Source organism: Herbaspirillum sp. alder98 (genome assembly GCF_020179755.1).
GTDB lineage: Bacteria > Pseudomonadota > Gammaproteobacteria > Burkholderiales > Burkholderiaceae_D > Herbaspirillum.
This window is the reverse complement of sequence record NZ_JAIUCY010000004.1, coordinates 483,884-505,940: the sequence shown is the minus strand read 5'-3', so window position 1 is coordinate 505,940 and position 22,057 is coordinate 483,884. Positions and strand designations below refer to the sequence as shown.

Here is a 22,057-nt window from a genome sequence, read left to right as displayed (position 1 = left end):
TGACTTTCGTCAGGACGACGGAGGTTGGGTTATAACCATTTCGTCGTACCGGCGAAGGCCGGTACCCAGCGGCTTATGTGGTGCTTCTGCGGCTGCTGCAAGACGCTGGGTCCTGACTTTCGTCAGGACGACGGGGGTTGGGTTATAACTATTCCGTCGTACCGGCGGAGGCCGGTACCCAGTGGCTTATGTGGTGCTTCTGCGGCTGGTGAAAGACGCTGGGTCCTGACTTTCGTCAGGACGACGGGGGGGATTACCACTCGGCGAAACTGCCATCCTTGTGGCGCCATACCGGATTGCGCCAGCGGTGGCCAATTTCGGCGCGCTGGCGCACGTACTCTTCGTTGATCTCGATACCCAATCCCGGACCTTGGGGAATCTTCACGTAACCATCTTCATAGGCGAACACGCTCTGGTCGGTGATGTAGTCGAGCAGGTCGTTGCTTTCGTTGTAGTGGATCCCCAGGCTCTGTTCCTGGATGAAGGCATTGTAGGCGCCGGCGTCTACCTGCAGGCAGGCTGCCAGCGCGATCGGGCCCAGTGGGCAGTGCAGGGCGACCGCCACGTCGTAGGCTTCGGCCATGGCCGCGATCTTGCGGGTTTCGGTGATGCCGCCGGCGTGCGACACATCCGGCTGGATGATGTCGACATAGCCTTCCGACAGGATGCGCTTGAAGTCCCAGCGCGAATACAAACGCTCGCCCAGCGCAATCGGGGTGGCCGTGATGTGGGCGATCTCGCGCAACGCTTCGGCGTTCTCGGACAGCACCGGTTCTTCGATGAACATCAGCTTGTAGGGCTCGAGTTCCTTGATGAGCGCCTTGGCCATGGGCTTGTGCACCCGGCCGTGGAAGTCGACGCCGATCCCGACGTTGGGACCGACCGCTTCGCGCACCGCCTGCACGTTGGCCAGGGTCAGTTCGATCTTGTCGAAGCTGTCGATGAATTGCAGTTCTTCGGTGCCGTTCATCTTGACCGCCGTGAAGCCACGCGCCACGGCGCTCTTGGCGGCAGCAGCAGTGTCGGCCGGACGATCGCCGCCGATCCACGAATAGACGCGGATCGAGTCGCGCACCGCGCCACCCAGCAACTGGTGCACCGGCTGGCCGAGCGCACGGCCCTTGATGTCCCACAAGGCCTGGTCGATACCGGCCAGCGCACTCATGTGGATCGCGCCGCCGCGATAGAAGCCGCCGCGATACAGCACCGTCCAGTGGTCTTCGATGTTGCGCGGGTCGCGGCCGATCAGGTAATCGGCCAGTTCCTCGACGGCCGCTGCCACGCTGTGGGCGCGGCCTTCGACAATGGGCTCGCCCCAGCCGACGATGCCTTCGTCGGTTTCGATCTTGAGGAAGCACCAGCGCGGCGGCACGATGAAGGTGGTGATGTTAGTGATTTTCATGGGTTGATTTCGGTCAGGAGTTTGGATCAGGCGGCCCAGGCCGCCACGAAAGCTTGCGCGCGCTGGCGCACTTCATCGGCCGACAGGCCAGGGGTATACAGGGCCGAGCCGAGGCCGAAACCGCTGGCGCCGGCCTGGCGGAACACGGCCATGCCCTGCGGCGTGATGCCGCCGACCGGCAACAGGGCGATGCTGGGGGCAATCACGGCGCGCCAGGCTTTCACGACGGTGGGGCCCAGTTGTTCGGCAGGGAACATCTTGAGCACGTCGGCGCCGGCGGCCAATGCGGCGAACGCCTCGGTGACGGTGGCCACGCCAGGGGCGCAGTACAGGCCCGCGCGCTTGGCGGCGCCGATCACGGCCGGGTCGCTGTGTGGCATGACGATCAACTGGCCGCCAACGGAGGCCACTTGCTCAACTTGCTGCGGCTGCAGCACGGTGCCGGCGCCGACGAGGCAGTCGGCCGGCAAGGTGCGGCGCAAGGTGGCGATGCTGTCCAGTGGCTGCGGTGAATTGAGCGGCACTTCGATCAGGCGAAAACCGCTTTCATAGAGCGCTGCGCCGATGGCTTCGACCTCGGTCGGACGCACGCCACGCAGGATGGCGATCATGCCGGTGCGGGCGAGCGCGTCGTCGAAGAGAGTAGGGGTGCTATTGGTAGTCATGAGTTCCTTTGGCGGGGTCAGGCGACCAACCCCGCATGTTGTGCCAGGCTCCACAGCCCGATTTCGGTGGCAGCGTCGGCTTCGCTGACCGGGCCCATGCCGTATAGCTCCAGCACCAGTCGGTAACGACGGCACAGGCCGGCGTCGCCAATGAGGCCGATGCGCTGCGGTTGTTGCAGCGCCATCTGCTTGAGCGCGTTCAGTTCATGCCCGATCAACAGGCCCGACAGATAATCGGCCTGGGCTTGCGGCGCCAGTTCGCCCGTCAATCCCAGGGTGCGGCAACTGAATATGTTGGACAGCACGCCGGCCTGGCCATCCAGGCTCTGCGCCACGCGCGCGCCGCGCATGAAGGCTTCGTCGTCGGGCGCGTCGGCGGCCTGCATGGTGCGGCCCAGGATGGTGTGGGCGGTCAGCGCGCCATACACTTCACCGGTCATGAAGGTATCGAAGTGGACGATGCGGCCGTTGGTCACCCGCACCCATTTGGAATGGGTGCCGGGCAGGCCGATCAGCAATTCGTCGTCACGCCATTGGCGCAGGGCACCGATGATCTGTGTCTCTTCGCCCCGCATCACATTGGGCAGCGTCGACATCTGCAGCAGGCCGGGCACGATATGCAGCGTGCGTCCCAGGCCGGTGTCGACTGCCAGCAACTTGCGGGCGATGCGTTCCGGCGCCAGCGGCACGTTCAGGTAGGACGCCTCTTGCCAGCCCTGCTTGCTGCCGACCATGCCGGCGGCAATCAGTGGCGCGCCCGGCGCCGCCGCCAGCCAGTCGCCGCAGGCCGCCTGCAAGGCCGCGCGAAACGCCAGATGCGGGTTCTGCGCCGCCCCTTCGGTGGCGGGCAGTTGCATGATGCCCCATGGGTGGGCGCGTCGTTCGAGCACCGTGCCGGCTGCGTCGAAACGGTAGCAGCGCAGCGAAGAAGTGCCCCAGTCCAGCGCGATCAACGCGCAATCGTCTTGCTCTTTGACAGTCATTGCTTTACCTACAGATCGCTCACGCCGAAGCGGGTGAGCAGGACCATGTCTTCCCCTGGCGCCAGGTCGATCAGTCCCGGGCGGTTGGGCAGGTGGAAGGCATCGATCGGATGAGTGATCGGCTCCAGGCAAAAATAGCCCAGGCCGGGAGGACGGTACAGCAGCGAGTAGCCGCTGCGATCGGTGGTGTGCATCTGCAGGCGCAGGCAGCGGGTCGGGTCGACGATCATGGCCAGGCCGTCCCAGCCTTCATAACAGTTATCCACCAGCGGGCCGTCGAGCGACGCCGGGCGATTGTAGTCCCAGGTGTCGGGCAGCTTGCGGCTCAGGCCGGTGGGGATCGGATCATTGCCCGAGAGCCACACGCCGCGCGAGCGAAACTGCAGACGGGTGTTGGCGTCGTGCAAAAAATAAGGATGCAGGCCGAGCCCGAACGGCATCGTCTGTTGTCCTTCGTTTGATACCCTCAACTCGATCTCCAGCGCGTTCTCGCGCAGCGTCAGCACCTGGCGCGCACGGTAGGTGTAGGGGTTGCCGGCGAAACGCTCCGAGTTCAGTTCCAGCGTCATGCGGTCGTCGCCCTGGCTGCTCACGGTCCAGGCCTGCAGCCAGCCGTCGCCATGGATCGGATACGGTTCGCCGGCACGATTGGGTGCTACCGGATAGCGCGCCGCGCCAACCTCGAAACCACCACCGGTAATGCGATTGGACCACGGCACCAGCGGGAAGCAGGCGGTGCTGTACAGATCGGGCCGATCCAGGTCCGCCGGACGAAACAGCGGCAGCCACTGGTCGCCGCGTTGCCAGTCCCAGGCGGCGATGCTGCCACCTAGTTCGGGGGTGACTAGCAGGCGCTGGCGGCCTGCTTGCAATGTGTGAATCTTCGGCAGCGTCCGGGAGCCTGCACGGGGTGTGTCAATCGCTCGGGAAGGCATATGTCTCTTATGTTATGGCGTGCTGCACGGTGGGCAATGTGCCTGTGCGCCCTGCTGTGAAGCCCCCTTGCGGCTGACGCGCGTCGGCACCGTGACAAAAAACAGGCTGATCCTAACATTGGCCTGCGATGAGGAATAATGAAAAAAAGAACGCTAACGATATCAAAAATGTGCGGGTCTGCAGGGGGGCTGTCCCACCGTCCGAGATGCGCGAATCGGTATCGGATACCCGCAAAAATTCATTGGATGGCGTGTTGGGGCTCTCCTAATATGAGAGCCGCAAATCGGGAACCTGATCTGGCTCCCCTGATTTGGGATCGCAAGCGCGCCGCCTATCAATAAGTCCAACGCAGACGCCGGCGCGTGGAGGTCATTTCAATTCGCGTATTCCAATTCGCGGATTTCAATTCGCATATAACAAGGAAATCGCACGATTTCCAGACAACGGAGACAACGATGAATACCAATAGACGGGCGCTGCTGGGCGCCGCCATCTGCTCGGGCCTGATCGCCGCCGGCATGGGGCTGCCGGCGCTGGCTGCCGACAAGCCGCTGACCATGGGATTTTCGCAGGTCGGCGCCGAGAGCGAATGGCGCACTGCCAACACGGTCTCGATCAAGGAAGCCGCCAAGGCCGCCAAGGTCAACCTGAAGTTCGCCGACGCGCAGCAGAAGCAAGAGAACCAGGTCAAGGCGATCCGCTCGTTCATTGCACAGAAGGTGGACGTGATTGCCTTCTCGCCGGTGGTCGAATCGGGCTGGGAAACGGTGCTGCGTGAAGCCAAGGCAGCCAAGATCCCGGTGATCCTGACCGACCGCGCCGTCAATGTCACCGACAAGTCGCTGTATGTGACCTTCATCGGTTCGGACTTCGTCGAAGAGGGCCGGCGCGCCGCGCGCTGGTTGCTGGAACGCGCCAAGACCCTGCCGGCGGGCGACATCAACATCGTCGAACTGCAGGGCACCGTCGGTTCGGCGCCGGCCATCGACCGCAAGTCTGGGTTCGAGCAAGAGATCAAGGCCGATCCACGGCTCAAGATCATCCGTTCCCAGACCGGCGACTTCACCCGCGCCAAGGGCAAGGAAGTGATGGAGGCTTTCCTGAAGGCCGACGGCAAGAAGATCAACGTGCTCTACGCGCATAACGACGACATGGCCATCGGCGCCATCCAGGCCATCGAGGAAGCGGGCATGAAGCCGGGCAAGGACATCCTGGTGATCTCGATCGACGGCGTCAAGGGCGCCTTCGAGGCGATGATGGCCGGCAAGCTCAATGTCACCGTCGAGTGCAGCCCGCTGCTGGGTCCGCAACTGATGCAGATCGCCAAGGACATCAAGGCTGGAAAGGAAGTGCCCAAGCGCATCACTACCGAAGAGAGCGTGTTCCCGGCTGAAGTCGCGGCCAAGGAATTCCCAAACCGCAAGTATTGATGGCGGCTGGCGCCTGCACGCCTGTGCGCGCTGCAGGCGCAGCCTGGATGGAGTTGCGATGAGCATGGCTGCAGGGGCGCAGGCGCGCCCGATGCTGGAACTGGGCGGCATCCACAAGGCTTTCGCCGGCGTGAAGGCGCTGGCGGACGTGGGCTTGCGTTTGTTTCCCGGAGAAATACATACCTTGATGGGGCAGAACGGCGCGGGCAAGTCGACCCTGATCAAGGTGCTGACGGGGGTCTATACCCCGGACGCCGGAAAGATCGAACTCGATGGTCGCCCGATTGCGCCCGATTCGACCCTGGCGGCGCAGGCGCTGGGCATCAGCACCGTCTATCAGGAGGTCAATCTCTGTCCCAACCTGTCGGTGGCCGAAAACATCTTCATCGGACGTTACCCTGGCCGTTTCGGTCGCATCGACTGGAAGACGGTGCATGCCGAGGCGCGTCGCCTGCTGGCGCAACTGCAGATCGATATCGATGTCGGCGCACCGCTGGCGTCCTATCCGCTGGCGATCCAGCAGATGGTGGCGATTTCGCGTGCGTTGTCGGTCTCGGCCAAGGTGTTGATCCTGGACGAACCCACCTCCAGCCTGGACGAGGCCGAGGTGCAGCAGCTGTTCAAGGTGTTGCTGCGGCTGCGCGAGCAGGGCATGGCGATCCTGTTCGTGACCCATTTCCTGGACCAGACCTACGCCATCTCGGACCGTATCACGGTGCTGCGCAATGGCGTGCGCGAAGGTGAATACCTGGCGGCGGACCTGCCTCGCCTGGAGCTGGTCAACAAGATGGTAGGCAGCGTGGCGGTCGATCACGACAAGCTGCAGGCGGCCACCAGCGCCGTGGCAGGCGGGCTTTCGGCGGCCGCCACCGATAACGGCGAGGTCTTCATCGAGGCGCGCGACTTCGGTCGACGCGGCATGCTGGCGCCGCAGAACCTGGATATCCGTCGCGGCGAGGTATATGGCCTGTGCGGGCTGTTGGGATCCGGTCGCACCGAACTGGCCCGGCTGCTGTTCGGCGCCGATCGTGCCGATAGCGGCGAACTCAGGATCGCCGGACGCACGGTAAAACTAACGGCGCCGCGCGACGCCATCGGCGCCGGTATCGGCTATTGCTCGGAAGACCGCAAGAAGGAAGGTGCGATCCTGGAGCTGTCGGTGCGCGAGAACATCATCCTGGCGCTGCAGGCGCGCCAGGGGCTGCTGCGGGTGGTGCCACGCCGCGAGCAGAACCGCATTGCCTCCGATTATGTGAAATGGCTGGGCATCAAGACCGCCGATCTCGACACGCCGATCGGTTTGCTCTCGGGCGGCAACCAGCAAAAGGCGCTGCTGGCGCGCTGGCTGGCCACCGACCCGGGCATGCTGATCCTGGACGAACCTACGCGCGGCATCGACGTGCGCGCCAAGCAGGAAATCATGGATTTTGTGACCGCGCTGTGCCGCAAGGGCATGGCTATCCTTTTCATCTCGTCCGAACTGCCGGAGGTCTTGCGCTGCAGCGACCGCATGCTGGTGTTGCGGGACCGCCATGCCTGTGGCCAGTACCGCCGCGGCGAGCTCGACGAGGCCGGCGTGCTGCAGGTCATCGCGGGAGAGGCGGCATGAGTGCATCGATGCAAACCAAACTGATCCCCGAAGCCGGTACCGGTGGCGTGCGTGCCTTGCTGGGCGGCGCGTTGCGTCATCCGCTGCTGCGTCCGCTGGCGGCACTGGCGGCGCTGTTGCTGCTCGACCTGCTGCTGGTGCCGGGCTTCTTCCGGCTCGAAATCAAGGACGGTCACCTGTACGGCGCGCTGGTCGATATCGTCAATCGCGCCGCGCCCCTGATGCTGGCCGCGCTGGGCATGACGCTGGTGATCGCCACCCGCGGCGTCGATATCTCGGTCGGCGCGGTCGTGGCGATCTCGGGCGCGGTGGCGGCGATCCTGATCGGCGGCAAGATGGTAGTGATCGATGGCGTCTCGCAGTACGTCAGCAATGTGCCGATGTGGTGGGCGCTGGCCGCTGCCATCGGCGCTGCGCTGGTGTGCGGCGCCTGGAACGGCCTGCTGGTGGCGGTGCTGGGGTTGCAGCCGATCATTGCCACGCTGATCCTGATGGTGGCCGGACGCGGGCTGGCGCAATTGCTCACCGACGGCCAGATCGTGACGGTGTATTACAAGCCGTTCTTCTTCATCGGTGGCGGTTACCTGTTCGGGCTGCCGTTCTCGCTTTATATCGCGCTGGCGATGTTTGCGCTGCTGACGCTGCTGATGAAGAAAACCGCGCTGGGCCTGTTCATCCAGTCGGTTGGCATCAATCCGGTGGCATCGCGCCTGGCCGGCATCCGCACGGCGGCGCTGATCTTCTTCGTCTATATCTTCTGCAGCTTCTGCGCCGGCCTGGCGGGGCTGATGGTGGCCTCCAACATCAAGAGCGCCGACGCCAACAATGCCGGGCTGCTGCTGGAACTCGATGCGATCCTGGCGGTGACGCTGGGCGGCACCTCGCTGGCCGGGGGGCGCTTCAGCCTGGTGGGGAGCGTCATCGGCGCGCTCATCATCCAGACCCTGACCTACACCATCTATTCGCTGGGCGTGCCGCCCGAGGTCAACATGGTGGTCAAGGCGATCGTGGTGTTCCTGGTCTGCCTGTCGCAGTCGCCGCAGTTCCGGCGCATCTTCACATCGGACAAGTCATGAGTTCATCGCATGTTCTGCGGCGCGCCAGCGCCGCCCCCTGGTTCACCTCGGCCGTGACGGTAGCGTTGCTGTGCGTGATGCTGGGCGCCGGCGCATTCGGCTACGACGGTTTCCTGGCGCCGCAGGTGTTGCTCAATCTGTTGATCGACAACGGTTTCCTGCTGGTGGTGGCGATCGGCATGAGCTTCGTCATCCTGGCCGGCGGTATCGACCTGTCGGTGGGCTCGGTGCTGGCGCTGTCGACCATGATCTGCGCCTGGTTGCTGCAGACGGCGCACTGGCATCCGCTGCTGGTCATCGCCACCGCGTTGCTGGTGGGAACGGGGTTTGGCGCGGCGATGGGGGCACTGATCCATTACTTCAAATTGCAGGCCTTCATCGTCACCCTGGCCGGGATGTTCCTGGCGCGTGGCCTGTGCTACCTGATCAGCATCAACTCCATCACCATCGACGATCCGCTGTTCGTGGCGATGTCGCAGAGCCGCATCGAACTGGGCGAACTGTTCATCTCGCCCAGCGTGGTCGTGGCGCTGCTGATGCTGGCCGTCGGCATCTGGCTGGCGCACAGCACCCGCTTCGGACGTGCCGTCTACGCCATCGGCGGCAACGAGCAGTCGGCCTTGCTGATGGGCTTGCCGGTGGGACGCACCAAGGTGCTGGTGTATGCCTTTTCCGGATTCTGTGCAGCGCTGGCCGGCGTGCTTTTTTCGTTCTACATGCTGTCCGGCTATGGCTTGCATGCCCAAGGCGTGGAACTCGATGCCATCGCGGCGGTCGTTATCGGCGGCACCTTGCTCACCGGTGGCTACGGCTATGTCGCCGGCACCCTGACCGGGGTGCTGATCCTGGGCGTGATCCAGACCCTGATCGCATTCGATGGCTCGCTCAGTTCATGGTGGACCAAGATCTTTATTGGCGCTTTGCTGTTTGTCTTTTGCGTGGCCCAGCGCGTGATTTCGATTGGTGCACTGCGTCAATCGACGCCAGGCCAGGCTACGGCAGGGGTTTGACGGATCAGCAGGGGGCTTTTTCTTGCGGTGTTGACGGAGGGAGTAATACTAAAAAACATATCCATATCTCATAAAAAGTCATTAGAAATGTATTGATAAAGTGATTAATGTAGAGGCCGCAAATTACAGCTCGGACTCGAATGCGTTAGGCTGCGCAGCGGTGTCGGGTGAACTAAAAAGACGCCATAACGTAAATTAAAGTTAACGGAGACAACAACATGAAAATCAAATCGGTATTGACCGCGCTGGCGCTCGGTCTGGGCGTGAGCCTGATGTCCATCAGCGCACAAGTGAGTGCACAGTCGAAGTCGCTGGTGGGCGTTGCGATGCCGACCAAGTCCTCGGCGCGCTGGATTGCCGACGGCAACAATATGGTCAAGGTGCTCAAGGAAAAGGGTTACCAGACCGACCTGCAATACGCAGAAGATGACATCCCCAACCAGCTGTCGCAGATCGAGAACATGCTGACCAAGGGCGCCAAGGTGCTGGTGATCGCCGCCATCGACGGTACCACCCTGACCGACGTGCTGCAGAAGGCGGCCGACAAGGGCGTCAAGGTTATCGCCTATGACCGACTGATCCGCGGCTCCAAGAACGTCAACTACTACGCTACTTTCGATAACTTCCAGGTTGGCGTGCTGCAAGCCAGCTCGCTGGAAAAGGCGCTGGGCCTGAAGGAAGGCAAGGGACCATTCAACATCGAACTGTTCGGCGGCTCGTCGGACGACAACAACGCCTTCTTCTTCTATAACGGCGCCATGTCGGTCCTGAAGCCCTACATCGACAGCGGCAAGCTGGTGGTGCGCAGCAAGCAGATGGGCATGGACAAGGTCGCGACCCTGCGCTGGGACGGTGCCACCGCCCAGGCCCGCATGGACAACCTGCTGTCGGCCTACTACAGCAACGCCCGCGTCAACGCCGTGTTGTCGCCGTATGACGGCATCTCGATCGGTATCCTGTCGTCGCTGCGCGGCGTTGGTTACGGCACCCCGCAACAACCGTTCCCGTATGTGAGCGGCCAGGATGCCGAAGTGCCGTCGGTGAAGTCGATCATCCGTGGTGAACAGTACTCGACCATCTTCAAGGACACCCGTGAGCTGGCCAAGGTCACCGTCGGCATGGTGGACTCGCTGCTGGGCGGCAAGGAACCACAGATCAACGACACCAAGACTTATAACAATGGCGTCAAGGTGGTGCCTGCATTCCTGTTGAAGCCGGTCGTGGTCGACAAGAGCAACTGGAAGCCAGTGCTGATCGACAGCGGCTACTACACCGAAGCACAAGTGAAGTAAGTCATGCGTCAAGCCGGCCGCGACAACTGTCGCGGCCGTCGTCGTGTCACGCAGGCCAGGCCACGACGCAGTTGCACATCACATGAAGCACGCGAAGAAACGGTCCCGCTCCCGTGCGGGACTGTTGCGTTAAAAGTAATCCCGCTGCGCCCGGCGCACAACCTGAGGTCTGCATCATGAACAACATCCTCGAGATGCGCGGCATCGAAAAAACCTTCCCCGGCGTCAAGGCCCTGAACAACGTCAACCTCGCCGTGCGCGAGGGCGAGATCCACGCCGTGGTCGGCGAGAACGGCGCGGGCAAGTCGACGTTGATGAAGGTGCTGTCCGGCGTCTATCCTCACGGCACCTATGCCGGCGACATCGTCTACCAGGGCGACGTCCGCTCCTTCAAGGATATCCGCGACAGCGAACACCTGGGCATCATCATCATCCACCAGGAACTGGCACTGGTGCCGTTGCTGTCGGTGATGGAAAACCTCTTCCTGGGCAACGAGCAGGCGCGCGCCGGCGTGATCGATTGGGAGCAATCGTTCCTGCGCGCCAAGGCGCTGCTGGCCAAGGTCGGCCTGAAGGAGTCCCCCCTGACCCTGGTGGGCGACCTGGGCGTGGGCAAGCAGCAACTGATCGAGATCGCCAAGGCGCTCTCGAAAGAGGTCAAGCTGCTGATCCTGGACGAGCCGACCGCCAGCCTCAACGAAAGCGACAGCGACGCCTTGCTGGAACTGCTGCTGGAACTGAAGACGCAGGGCATCTCGTCGATCCTGATCTCGCACAAGCTCAACGAGATTTCCAAGGTGGCCGATTCGATCACGGTGCTGCGCGACGGCACTACCGTGGACACCTTCGACTGTCGCGTCGAGCCGATCAGCGAAGACCGCATCATCGCCAACATGGTGGGTCGCGAGATGGCCGACCGCTATCCGCAGCGCGAGCCCGAGATCGGCGACGTGATCTTCGAGATTCGCGACTGGCGCGTGCATCATCCGCTGCACGCCGACCGGCTCGCCATCAAGGACGTCAACATGCAGGTGCGCGCCGGCGAGATCGTCGGCATCGCCGGCCTGATGGGCTCGGGGCGCACCGAGCTGGCCAAGAGCATCTTCGGTCGCGCCTATGGCAAGAAGATCACCGGCCAGGCTTTCCTGCATGGCAAGGAAGTCGACCTGTCGACCATCCAGAAAGCCATCGGGCATGGCATCGCCTACGTCACCGAAGATCGCAAGGGCGACGGCCTGGTGCTGGAAGAAGACATCAAGAAGAACATCTCGCTGGCCAACCTGGGCGGCGTGTCCGAACGTACCGTGATCGACGAGGCGCGTGAATACAAGGTGGCGGTCGATTTTCGCACCCAGATGCGGATCCGCTGCTCGAGCGTGCTGCAGAAGGTGGTGAACCTGTCGGGCGGCAACCAGCAGAAGGTGGTGCTGAGCAAGTGGCTGTTCTCCAACCCCGAAGTGCTGATCCTGGATGAACCCACGCGCGGCATCGACGTCGGCGCCAAGTTCGAAATCTATAACATCATCAGCAGGCTGGCGGCAGAGGGCAAGTGCATCATCATGATCTCGTCCGAAATGCCGGAGCTGCTGGGCATGTGCGACCGCACCTATGTGATGAACGAGGGCCAGTTCGTCGGCCAGTTCAATCGCGAGGAAGCCAGCCAGGAAAGCATCATGCGCGCCATCATGCGCAACAAAAGAATATGAACCTGTCTGGCGCAGGATTGAAGTCAAGAATTAAAGTTAAGAGGTGAATTATGGAGACCATGAAGATGAGCAATAAAGAGCCGTTGGCAGCGGGCGGTGGCCCGGCCGAAAAGAGGGACTACGCCGGCTTTTTGAAAAACAACATGCGCGAGTACGGCATGCTGCTGTCGCTGGTGGCGATCATGGCGTTCTTCCAGATCATGACTGACGGAACCTTGCTGCGCCCGCTCAACATCACCAACCTGGTGCTGCAGAACAGCTACATCGTGATCATGGCGCTGGGCATGCTGATGGTGATCGTGGCCGGACATATCGACTTGTCGGTGGGCTCGGTGGTGGGCCTGATCGGGGCTTTGGCCGCAGTGCTGATGGTGGACCACGGCTGGGACTTCGTGTCGGCCTCGGTGGTGTGCATCATCGCCGGCGCCGCCATCGGCGCGGCCCAGGGTTACTGGATCGCCTACTTCAAGATTCCGTCGTTCATCGTCACCCTGGCCGGCATGCTGGTGTTCAAGGGCATGGCGCTGGCGCTGCTGCAGGGCCAGTCGCTCGGACCTTTCCCGCCGGCATTCCAGATGCTGAGCTCGGGCTTCATTCCTGAGCTGACCGGCAACACCCAGTTCCGCACGACTTCGCTCATCGTCGGCGTGGTGGCCTCGGTGGTGTTGCTGGCGGTCAAGTTCCACGCGCGTCGCAAGCAGACCAAGCATGGCATGGAAGACGAACCGCAACTGTTCTTTCTGCTCAAGAATGGCCTGTTCGCGGTGGCTATCATCGCCTTCAGCTACCTGATGGCGTCCTATCGCGGCATGCCCAACGTGCTCATCATCATGTTTGCGCTGATGGTGCTGTACACCTTCATCACCAACCGCACCACGCTGGGCCGTCGGGTCTATGCCGTCGGCGGCAACGAGAAAGCGGCGCGCCTGTCGGGGATCAAGACCGAGCGCGTGTCGTTTCTTACTTTCGTCAACATGGGCGTTCTGGCGGCGCTGGCCGGCCTGATCTTCGCGGCCCGTCTCAATACCGCCACACCCAAGGCCGGTCTGGGCTTCGAGCTGGACGTGATCGCGGCCTGCTTCATCGGCGGCGCCTCGGCCTCGGGTGGCGTGGGCAAGGTGATGGGAGCAGTGATCGGCGCCTTCATCATGGGCGTGATGAACAACGGCATGTCCATCATGGGCATCGGTATCGATTATCAGCAGATGATCAAGGGTCTGGTGTTGCTGATGGCAGTTTGCTTTGACGTGTATAACAAGAACAAGTAACCACTCAGTTACGACAGGGGGCGGGCGGCCATGCCGCCCGACTGCATCCCAGACCAACATCCAGGAAAAAACAAGATGAGCAGTGACGACAAGAAAGACAAGAGCCGCAAGTTGCGCTCGGCCAGCTGGTTCGGCACGGCGGACAAGAACGGTTTCATGTATCGCAGCTGGATGAAGAACCAGGGCATTCCCGATCATGAGTTCCAGGGCAAGCCGGTCATCGGCATCTGCAACACCTGGTCCGAACTGACGCCCTGCAACGCCCACTTCCGCAAGATCGCCGAACACGTGCGTCGCGGCATCATCGAGGCCGGTGGCTTCCCGGTGGAGTTTCCGGTGTTCTCCAACGGCGAATCCAACCTGCGCCCGACCGCCATGCTGACCCGTAACCTGGCCAGCATGGATGTGGAAGAGTCGATCCGTGGCAATCCCATCGATGGCGTGGTGCTGCTGACCGGTTGCGACAAGACCACGCCGGCGCTGCTGATGGGCGCGGCCAGTTGCGACATCCCGGCCATCGTGGTGACCGGTGGCCCGATGCTCAACGGCAAGCACCATGGCAAGGATATCGGTTCCGGCACGGTGGTCTGGAAGTTGTCCGAGCAGGTCAAGGCGGGCGAGATCAGCATTCACGATTTCATGGCGGCCGAGGCGGGCATGTCGCGTTCGGCCGGGACCTGCAACACCATGGGCACGGCCTCGACCATGGCCTGCATGGCCGAGTCGCTGGGGGTATCGCTGCCGCACAATGCGGCTATTCCCGCCGTCGATGCGCGCCGCTACGTGCTGGCGCATCTGTCGGGCATGCGCATCGTCGATATGGTGTGGGAAGACCTGCGCCTGTCCAAGATCCTGACCCGCAAGGCCTTCGAGAACGCTATTCGCACCAACGCCGCCATCGGCGGTTCGACCAATGCGGTGATTCACCTGAAGGCGATCGCCGGCCGCATCGGCGTCGATCTCGAGCTGGAAGACTGGACCCACATCGGCCGCGGCACCCCGACCATCGTCGACCTGCAGCCGTCGGGCCGGTTCCTGATGGAAGAGTTCTATTACGCCGGTGGCCTGCCAGCGGTCCTGCGCCGCCTGGGCGAAGCGAATCTGCTGCCGCATCCGGACGCGCTGACCGCCAATGGCCAGACCATGTGGGATAACGTCAAGGATGCGCCGATCTATGACGACGAAGTGGTGCGGCCGCTGGCCAAACCGCTGATCGAAGACGGCGGCATGTGCATCCTGCGCGGCAACCTGGCGCCGCGCGGCGCCGTGTTGAAGCCGTCGGCGGCCTCGCCGGAGTTGATGAAGCATCGTGGTCGCGCAGTGGTGTTCGAAGACTTCTCGCACTACAAGGAACGCATCAACGACCCTGATCTGGATGTCGACGCCAGCTGCGTGCTGGTGATGAAGAACTGCGGTCCCAAGGGCTATCCCGGCATGGCCGAGGTGGGCAACATGGGCTTGCCGCCCAAGGTGCTGGCCACCGGCGTCAAGGACATGGTGCGCATCTCGGACGCGCGCATGAGCGGCACCGCCTACGGCACCGTGATCCTGCACGTGGCGCCGGAGGCGGCCGCCGGCGGCCCGCTGGGTATCGTGGAAGATGGCGACTTCATCGAGCTCGATGCCTACGCCGGGAAGTTGCAGCTCGATATCAGCGACGAGGAAATGGCGCGCCGCCAGGCCGCGCGTGCGGCCAAGCTGGCGGGACAGAAGCCGGAGATGGCCGGCGGCTACCAGGCGCTGTACGTCGATCGCGTGCTGCAGGCTGACCAGGGTTGCGATTTCGACTTCCTGGTGGGTTGCCGCGGCGCCGCCGTTCCCAAGCATTCGCACTAATACAAACTAACAAAATGGCGCCGGCGCAGTTGGCCGGCGCAGCCAAGGAGAACAGATGAGCAGCAATCCACAACTGGCCAGTTTCCCCAGCCTCAAGGGAAAACGCGTCTTCATCACCGGCGGCGGCACGGGCATTGGCGCGGCCATCGTCTCGGCGTTTGCCGAGCAGGGCGCGCACGTGGCCTTCGTCGATATCGCCCGCGAGCCGAGCGAGGCATTGTGCCGGGAACTGGGTGAAGCCGGTTTCATCAAGCCGCTGTTCCGTCACTGCGACTTGCGTGACATTGCCGCCTTCCAGGCCACCATCGCCGAGCTGCAGGGTGAGCTGGGCGACTTCGATGTGCTGGTCAACAATGCCGCCAACGATGAGCGCCACAAGCTGGAAGAGGTCACGCTCGATTACTGGAACGACCGCATCGCCATCAACCAGCGACCGTCGTTCTTTGCGGTGCAATCGGTGGTGCCGGGCATGCAGCGTCGTGGCGGCGGCTCGATCATCAACTTCAGTTCGATCAGCTGGCACCAGTCGGGCGGCGGCTTCCCGGTCTATACGACGGCCAAGGCCTCGACGCTGGGCCTGACGCGCGGCCTGGCACGCGACCTCGGTCCGCACAAGATCCGCGTCAATACCGTTACCCCTGGCTGGGTGATGACCGAGCGCCAGATCAAGTTGTGGCTGGATGAAGAAGGCAAGCAGGCGATCGCCCGCAACCAGTGCCTGCAGGGTGAATTGCTGCCATGGCATCTGGCGCGCATGGTGCTGTTCCTGGCGGCCGATGACAGTGCGATGTGTACTGCGCAGGAATTTATCGTGGATGCGGGTTGGGTCTGAGTCTTCGGTAGTGACGCAAGGAAAAAAGACGCTGGGTGCCGGCGTTCGCCAGCACGACGGATTGCCTATAAATCAATCTCCGTCGTCCTGACGAAAGTCGGGACCCAGCGTCTTTTTTTATACCGATAGATAAGTAAAAAAGACGCCGGCACGACGGTGGGGTATAGCTCACCAGCCGTCGCCTCCCGGCGACATCAGTAAATCATTTTCGCCACTTCCCTGATCGCATCCAGCAGCAATGACGCTCCCGGCGAAAGCAGCGCGTCGCGGCGGGTGATGATGCCGAAGCCGTCCATGCGGCACGGCAAGTCGATCGGCAGGATATCCATCAGACGCGCCTGGGTGTAATAGCGCGCCACCTCAGTCGGCATCGCATACAGGAAATCGGTTTGCTGCAGCAGGCTGGTGATGAACAGGATGGCCGTGGTGTCGACCACGTTCGATGGCGGCGTGAGACCTTGTTCGCGGAACATCTGGTCGCAACGTGCACGCAGGATGCTGCCCTTGGGCGCAAGAATCCACGGTTCGTTGGTTAAATCCGACAGTTTCAGGTTCTCGCGTGCATGCAATGGATGGCCTACGCGCGCTACCGCACATACCGGTTCATCGGCCAGCTCGTAGTATTGCAGGTCGTTGCGGTTTTCTTCGTCGAGGATGCGACCGATCACGAAATCGAGTTCGCCGTGCATCAGGCGCGACAGCAGGATGTTGCTGCTTTCGACTTCGACGCCGATGCGCAGCATGGGCGCGTGTTCCTTGACGCGGGCAATGGCCGGTGGCAGCAGCGCCATGCCGGGTGAGAGGATCACGCCGACATCGACCTGGCCCGACAAGCCAGACTTCAACGCCACGATGTCTTCATGCGCCTTGGACAGGCTGGTCAGCGCCATGCGCGCGTGGCGGATCATCGCCTCGCCGTAGATGGTCGGGCGCATGCCGCGCGGCAGGCGTTCGAACAGCGAGACGGCCAGCATGTCTTCCAGGTCCTTGAGCTGCTTGGAGGCAGCCGGCTGGGTCATGTTGAGCTCGCTGGAGGCGCGGTGAATGTTGCGCGTGTCGTCGAGTGCGATTAACAGCAGGAGTTGGCGTGTCTTTAATCGTGCTCGCAGAAACCAGTTTGGATCACTGTTCTTCATAAGTCTCCGCAGAACTTTGTTTTAAATATTTTTGCTGTCGATGATGATATCAAATCGCATATCGCATTTGCGAAAGAATTCATTGGAAAGACATGAAACGAATACTTAGTATTCACCCACGTTCCGCACTCGCATAGATTTACAACAGCGGTGATCGGAATGAAAAAGTTCGGGTAGTACAACAAAGAACAAGCGGGAAGTTGTCAGCGGCATGTCAGGTCTTCGATGATCGGATTTGCAGTCTGTATGGCCGAACCGACCGACGAAAATTCTAACTGCAATATCACGGAGACTATTCATGAGGCAAGTCAAGGCATCCTTTACTGGTAAGAAGACCCTGTGCGCGCTGGCGCTGCTGGGCGCATTTTCTGCCCAGGCACAAGCACAAACCAGCAGCGTGACCATCTATGGTCGTGTGGTCGCTGGCGTGGACGTTGTCAGCAACGCCACCAATGCCGATGGCACCAGCGGCACCCGCTGGCGCGCTGCCAGCAACCAGTGGGGTACCAGCATGATCGGTTTCAAGGGAACCGAAGACCTGGGCGGCGGCACCAACGCCTTCTTCCTGCTGGAATCGGGCTTCGGCGCGACCACGGGCAAGACCAACGGCACCGAACTGTTCAATCGTCGTTCCTACGTCGGCCTGCAGGGTGGCGCCGGTTCGATCAAGTTCGGCCGCAACCTGTTCATCAACAACGACGTCTGGTTCCTGGATCCGACCGGCCAGCAATGGATCGGCACTGCCAGCCTGGTGAAGGGCCGCAACTGGCCTGGCGCGGCCAACGTGATCGAATACCAGACACCTGACTTCGGCGGCTTTACGGCTACCCTGCAGACTTCGCTGGGCGAGCAGGCGGGTTCGGTCAAGAATGGCCGCAAGGACGGCATTTCGCTGGCCTACATCAAGAATGGCCTGGAACTGCGCGCCATCTATGACGTGGTGCGTGACGCCAATGGCAAGTACGGCAGCGTGCCGACCACCACTGCAGCTGACACGATCTTCACCAACTCCAAGGAACTGATCCTGGGTGGTACTTACAAGATCGACAACCTGAAGATGTTCGTCGGTTACGAAAACCTGAAGGCGCCTGACGTTGCTGCCGGTCTGCCGAGCAAGGTCAATCACTACTGGATTGGCGCCAACTATGACCTGACGCCGCAGCTGACCCTGATTGGCTCTGTCTTCCGCGTCAACGTCAACAACGGTGGTGGCAACGCCAACCTGTACATGCTGGGCGCCAACTATTACCTGTCCAAGCGTACCCTGCTGTACGTGGGCGCTGGCTCCGTTCGTAACAAGGGCAATGCTAACTTTGCCCTCGAGGCAGCGGATGCAACTGGTCCTGGCGCCGGCAAGGGCCAAAATGGTGGGTACTTCGGTGTCGCCCATTCGTTCTGATGTTGTAGTGGTGTAATCCTTCCTGAGGTGGTCTTGATGTAATTCAGGGCAGGCGAAAGCCTGCCCTTTTTTGCGTTATTGATAATCAAGTAACAGTTTGACTGGAAAAGAATCGTATGAAAGCGCAATTGCTGGTCGATGGAAAACACGAACTGGGTGAGGGCGTGCTGTGGTGCGAACGTTCGCAGTCGCTGTTCTGGACCGATATCCATGCGTCGCGCCTGTGGAACCATGATCCGCAACGCGGCACTACCCGCAGCTGGGGCTTGCCGGAGCGCCTTTGCTGCTTCGCCTTTACCGCCGACGCCAACCGCCTGTTGCTGGGGCTGGCCTCGCGCCTGGCCTTCATGACGCTCGATGATGGCGTGGTCAGTCCCATCTGCGAGGTCGAGGCGGACCTGCCCACCACGCGCCTGAACGACGGTCGCTGTGATCGCCAGGGCCGGTTCGTGTTCGGCACGCTCAATGAAGACCCGGCGCGCGCACCGATCGGTAGCTTCTACCGACTCAATGCCGATCTCTCGCTGCAACGCCTGCCGCTGGCGGGCGTGGCCATCTCCAACAGCATCTGCTTCAGCCCTGCGGGTGATGTGATGTATTACTGCGACAGCATGCAGGGCAAGATCATGTGCTGCGATGTTGACGGCGCCAACCCGCGCGTGTTTGCCGACCTGTCGACCACGCCCGGTGGGCCGGATGGGTCCTGCGTCGATGCCGAGGGTTTCGTCTGGAATGCTCGCTGGGGCGGCTCGCGCGTGGTGCGCTTTGCGCCCGACGGCAGTATCGAGCGCACGGTCGAGGTGCCGGCTACGCAAGTCAGCTGCGTCGCCTTTGGTGGCGCTGATTTGTCCACGCTGTATATCACTACCGCGCATGAGGGCATGAGTGTCGCGCAGCGCCAGGAAGATGTGTTTGCCGGCGCGGTTTTTGCGGCGCAACCAGGTGTGCGCGGGTTGCCCGAGGTCAGGTTCGCCGGGTAAAAAGTTAACGTCACTGTATCCCGGCCTGCGCCGGGACGACGGAGAGATGAACCGTCATCCTGACGAAAGTCAGGACCCAGCGACTTTAAGGCGTACCCACTAACTCCCGAAACTCGAATCCCCCATCAACCGCGACAGGCGGGCCGAGATCTCCTGCACGATGCCTTGCACCTCGTCCAGGCTGGGGTTGACCTTCTTGTCGATGCGTTCGATGTAGGGCACGTTGAGCGCGGCCAGCATGCGGTTGTTGGCGCCCATCACCGGATACGAGAGGTTGATCACGCCACGGATCTGGCGGCTGTCGGTGCGCGAGTGACCGCGCCGCCGGGTGTCGTCGACCTGGCGCTGCAGCTCTGCGGTGTCGACTTCCTGCTCGCCATCCAGGCGTACATGTTCAGCCAGCATGCGGGCGCGTTCGGCGTCGTCTCTAAAGGCCAGCAGGACATAACCCGATGCAGTATCGGTCAGGCTCACCAGTGCCCCTACCTTGAGCCCGAAGGCCCAGCGCTCGGGGCTGTCGACCTGGGCCACCACGATCACGCGACCGGCCTCATAGACCGTCAGGTGACTGGACTGCACTGCCCGCGTGGCCAGTTCGCGCATATGCGGCAGGGCAGTGCCGACCAGTGAGCGGATCGGCTGGTGATAGTGGGCCAGCTCGAACAGCTTCAGTGACAGCCGGTACTGGTCGTTGTCGGCAATCAGGTAGCCGCGCTGTTCCAGCGTGACCACCATGCGGAAGATTTCATTGACGCTGCGCCCGAGCTGGCGCGAGATCTGGTTCAGCGTGAGCATCTGCTCCGAGCGGCTCAGCAACTCCAGGATGTCGAGGCCCTTGTCCAGCGCAGGGGCGGCATAACGGTTGCGCGCGCTGTCGCCATTGGCGGCTTCGTCGGCGCTGGCATCGCTATCGGCGGGCGGCAGGGTCTTGGTACGGGGCATGGGTAGTTGGCGGTGGAATTTGACGAAATTGTATAAGACAACCAATTTCATTTGTAAAACTATTTTTTACAGGTGCTCATATCCGTTTTGATATCGATGCTGACAGAAACATCATCGGTTCATCCCGGCAGCGAGAATATGATAGCGAGTATGCTACGAATCTTACATATGAAAACTTATTTCATTCGTAAGTAAAAAATAAGACGAGACGATTTCCCTGGCAGGTACGCCTGCCGCCTAGCCGACGCCAGCAACCTGACGACAATTCGAACCGAATGACCAAGATCACAGCCCTGCGCGTGCTTGACGTGCGCTTTCCCACTTCACAATCGCTGGATGGTTCCGATGCGATGAACCCGGACCCCGACTATTCGGCGGCCTACGTCATCCTCGACACCGATCATCCGCAGCACAAGGGCCACGGCCTGACCTTCACCATCGGCCGCGGCAACGAGATCTGCTGTGCCGCCATCAATGCCATGGAGCACCTGGTGGTCGGGCTCGACCTGGACTGGATCACCGCCGACATGGGGCGCTTCTGGCGCCATGTCACCTCCGACAGCCAGCTGCGCTGGATCGGCCCGGACAAGGGCGCGATCCACCTGGCCACCGGTGCGGTGGTCAATGCCGTGTGGGACCTGTGGGCCAAGCTCGAAGGCAAGCCGCTGTGGCAACTGGTGGCAGACATGTCGCCCGAGGAATTGGTGCGCAGCATCGACTTCCGCTACATCACCGATTGCATCACGCCCGACGAGGCGCTGGCGCTGCTGCGCGAGAAGGAAGCCGGCAAGGCCGAGCGCATCCGTATCCTGAAGCAGGAAGGTTATCCCTGCTACACCACCTCGGCCGGCTGGCTGGGCTATGACGATGCCAAGTTGCGCCGGCTGGTGCAGGAAGCCATCGACCAGGGCTTCGAACACGTCAAGCTCAAGGTCGGGCGCGACCTGGCCGACGACAAGCGTCGGGTCTCGATCGCCCGTGAGGTGCTGGGACCGGACCGCAAGCTGATGATCGACGCCAACCAGGTATGGGAAGTCGACCAGGCCATCGCCTGGGTCAAGGAACTGGCCTTCGCCAAGCCCTGGTTCATCGAAGAGCCGACCAGCCCGGACGACGTCGAAGGCCATCGCAAGATTCGCGAAGCCATCGGCGAGGTCAAGGTGGCTACCGGCGAGATGTGCCAGAACCGGGTGCTGTTCAAGCAGTTCATCATGCGCGAAGCGATCGATGTGGTGCAGATCGACTCTTGCCGGTTGGGCGGCGTCAACGAGATCCTGGCGGTCATGCTGATGGCGGCCAAGTACAACGTGGTGGTGTGCCCGCATGCCGGCGGCGTGGGCCTGTGCGAGTACGTGCAACATCTCTCGATGATCGATTACGTCTGCATCTCGGGCAGCAAGGAAGGCCGTGTCACCGAGTACGTCGATCACCTGCATGAGCATTTCGTCGATCCCTGCATCGTCAGCAACGCCGCCTACATGCCGCCGACCCTGCCGGGATTCTCGATCGAGATGAAACCGGAGTCGCTGGAGCAGTACCGCTTCAGGGGTTAGGC

Annotated in this window: 18 protein-coding genes; 12 read left to right on the top strand and 6 right to left on the bottom strand. The window is 61.9% G+C overall.

Annotation, left to right across the window (positions count from 1 at the left end):
- Positions 1-253 precede the first annotated feature (253 nt).
- Genes dgoD through LBW87_RS12740 form a run of 4 tightly spaced genes read right to left on the bottom strand, consistent with a single transcriptional unit; the run spans position 254 to position 3,985 of the window.
- On the bottom strand, positions 254-1,402 hold the full coding sequence (gene dgoD / locus LBW87_RS12755; protein ID WP_225201849.1) for a galactonate dehydratase: 1,149 nt from the start codon (positions 1,400-1,402) through the stop codon (positions 254-256).
- 26 nt (positions 1,403-1,428) lie between these two features.
- Positions 1,429-2,067, bottom strand: coding sequence for a 2-dehydro-3-deoxy-6-phosphogalactonate aldolase (locus LBW87_RS12750; protein WP_225201848.1), 639 nt, complete (start codon positions 2,065-2,067; stop codon positions 1,429-1,431).
- 17 nt (positions 2,068-2,084) lie between these two features.
- Complete coding sequence (locus tag LBW87_RS12745) at positions 2,085-3,050, bottom strand: 2-dehydro-3-deoxygalactonokinase (protein WP_225201847.1); 966 nt, start codon at positions 3,048-3,050, stop codon at positions 2,085-2,087.
- 8 nt (positions 3,051-3,058) lie between these two features.
- Complete coding sequence (locus LBW87_RS12740) at positions 3,059-3,985, bottom strand: aldose 1-epimerase (protein WP_225201846.1); 927 nt, start codon at positions 3,983-3,985, stop codon at positions 3,059-3,061.
- Between the two features lie 456 nt (positions 3,986-4,441).
- On the opposite strand from LBW87_RS12740, the gene LBW87_RS12735 reads away from it, so the two are divergent.
- From LBW87_RS12735 to LBW87_RS12695, 9 genes are all read left to right on the top strand, one after another.
- Positions 4,442-5,416, top strand: coding sequence for an ABC transporter substrate-binding protein (locus tag LBW87_RS12735; protein WP_225201845.1), 975 nt, complete (start codon positions 4,442-4,444; stop codon positions 5,414-5,416).
- 58 nt (positions 5,417-5,474) lie between these two features.
- Entirely contained in the window at positions 5,475-7,025 is a 1,551-nt protein-coding gene (locus LBW87_RS12730) for a sugar ABC transporter ATP-binding protein (protein ID WP_225201844.1), read from the top strand.
- Entirely contained in the window at positions 7,022-8,101 is a 1,080-nt protein-coding gene (locus LBW87_RS12725; RefSeq protein ID WP_225201843.1) for an ABC transporter permease, read from the top strand. The genes LBW87_RS12730 and LBW87_RS12725 overlap by 4 nt, the downstream gene beginning before the upstream one ends.
- A complete protein-coding gene (gene yjfF / locus LBW87_RS12720; protein WP_225201842.1) occupies positions 8,098-9,111 on the top strand; it encodes a galactofuranose ABC transporter, permease protein YjfF in 1,014 nt (337 codons plus the stop codon). The genes LBW87_RS12725 and yjfF overlap by 4 nt, the downstream gene beginning before the upstream one ends.
- Positions 9,112-9,329: 218 nt before the next feature.
- Positions 9,330-10,403, top strand: a complete 1,074-nt coding sequence (chvE, locus tag LBW87_RS12715; RefSeq protein ID WP_265112930.1) for a multiple monosaccharide ABC transporter substrate-binding protein — start codon at positions 9,330-9,332, stop codon at positions 10,401-10,403.
- Positions 10,404-10,579: 176 nt separating this feature from the next.
- On the top strand, positions 10,580-12,109 hold the full coding sequence (mmsA, locus tag LBW87_RS12710) for a multiple monosaccharide ABC transporter ATP-binding protein (RefSeq protein ID WP_265112929.1): 1,530 nt from the start codon (positions 10,580-10,582) through the stop codon (positions 12,107-12,109).
- 65 nt (positions 12,110-12,174) lie between these two features.
- The gene (gene mmsB / locus LBW87_RS12705) at positions 12,175-13,377 is read left to right on the top strand and encodes a multiple monosaccharide ABC transporter permease (RefSeq protein WP_413927641.1); all 1,203 of its coding nucleotides are present in this window, start codon (positions 12,175-12,177) and stop codon (positions 13,375-13,377) included.
- Positions 13,378-13,452: 75 nt separating this feature from the next.
- Positions 13,453-15,213, top strand: a complete 1,761-nt coding sequence (locus LBW87_RS12700) for an IlvD/Edd family dehydratase (RefSeq protein ID WP_225201840.1) — start codon at positions 13,453-13,455, stop codon at positions 15,211-15,213.
- Between the two features lie 55 nt (positions 15,214-15,268).
- A complete protein-coding gene (locus LBW87_RS12695) occupies positions 15,269-16,045 on the top strand; it encodes an SDR family NAD(P)-dependent oxidoreductase (RefSeq protein ID WP_225201839.1) in 777 nt (258 codons plus the stop codon).
- Positions 16,046-16,239: 194 nt separating this feature from the next.
- On the opposite strand, the gene LBW87_RS12690 is transcribed toward LBW87_RS12695, so the two are convergent.
- On the bottom strand, positions 16,240-17,181 hold the full coding sequence (locus LBW87_RS12690) for a LysR family transcriptional regulator (RefSeq protein WP_225201838.1): 942 nt from the start codon (positions 17,179-17,181) through the stop codon (positions 16,240-16,242).
- Positions 17,182-17,479: 298 nt separating this feature from the next.
- Here LBW87_RS12690 and LBW87_RS12685 point away from each other — a divergent pair, with 298 nt between their 5' ends.
- Complete coding sequence (locus LBW87_RS12685) at positions 17,480-18,580, top strand: porin (protein WP_225201837.1); 1,101 nt, start codon at positions 17,480-17,482, stop codon at positions 18,578-18,580.
- A gap of 116 nt (positions 18,581-18,696) precedes the next feature.
- Complete coding sequence (locus LBW87_RS12680) at positions 18,697-19,560, top strand: SMP-30/gluconolactonase/LRE family protein (protein ID WP_225201836.1); 864 nt, start codon at positions 18,697-18,699, stop codon at positions 19,558-19,560.
- A 99-nt stretch (positions 19,561-19,659) separates the two neighbouring features.
- Here the strand turns inward: LBW87_RS12680 and LBW87_RS12675 are convergent, their stop codons facing one another.
- The gene (locus tag LBW87_RS12675) at positions 19,660-20,502 is read right to left on the bottom strand and encodes an IclR family transcriptional regulator (RefSeq protein ID WP_225201835.1); all 843 of its coding nucleotides are present in this window, start codon (positions 20,500-20,502) and stop codon (positions 19,660-19,662) included.
- Positions 20,503-20,777: 275 nt separating this feature from the next.
- Between LBW87_RS12675 and LBW87_RS12670 the strand changes: the two genes are divergently transcribed.
- A complete protein-coding gene (locus LBW87_RS12670; protein WP_225201834.1) occupies positions 20,778-22,055 on the top strand; it encodes an L-fuconate dehydratase in 1,278 nt (425 codons plus the stop codon).
- Positions 22,056-22,057: the final 2 nt, after the last annotated feature.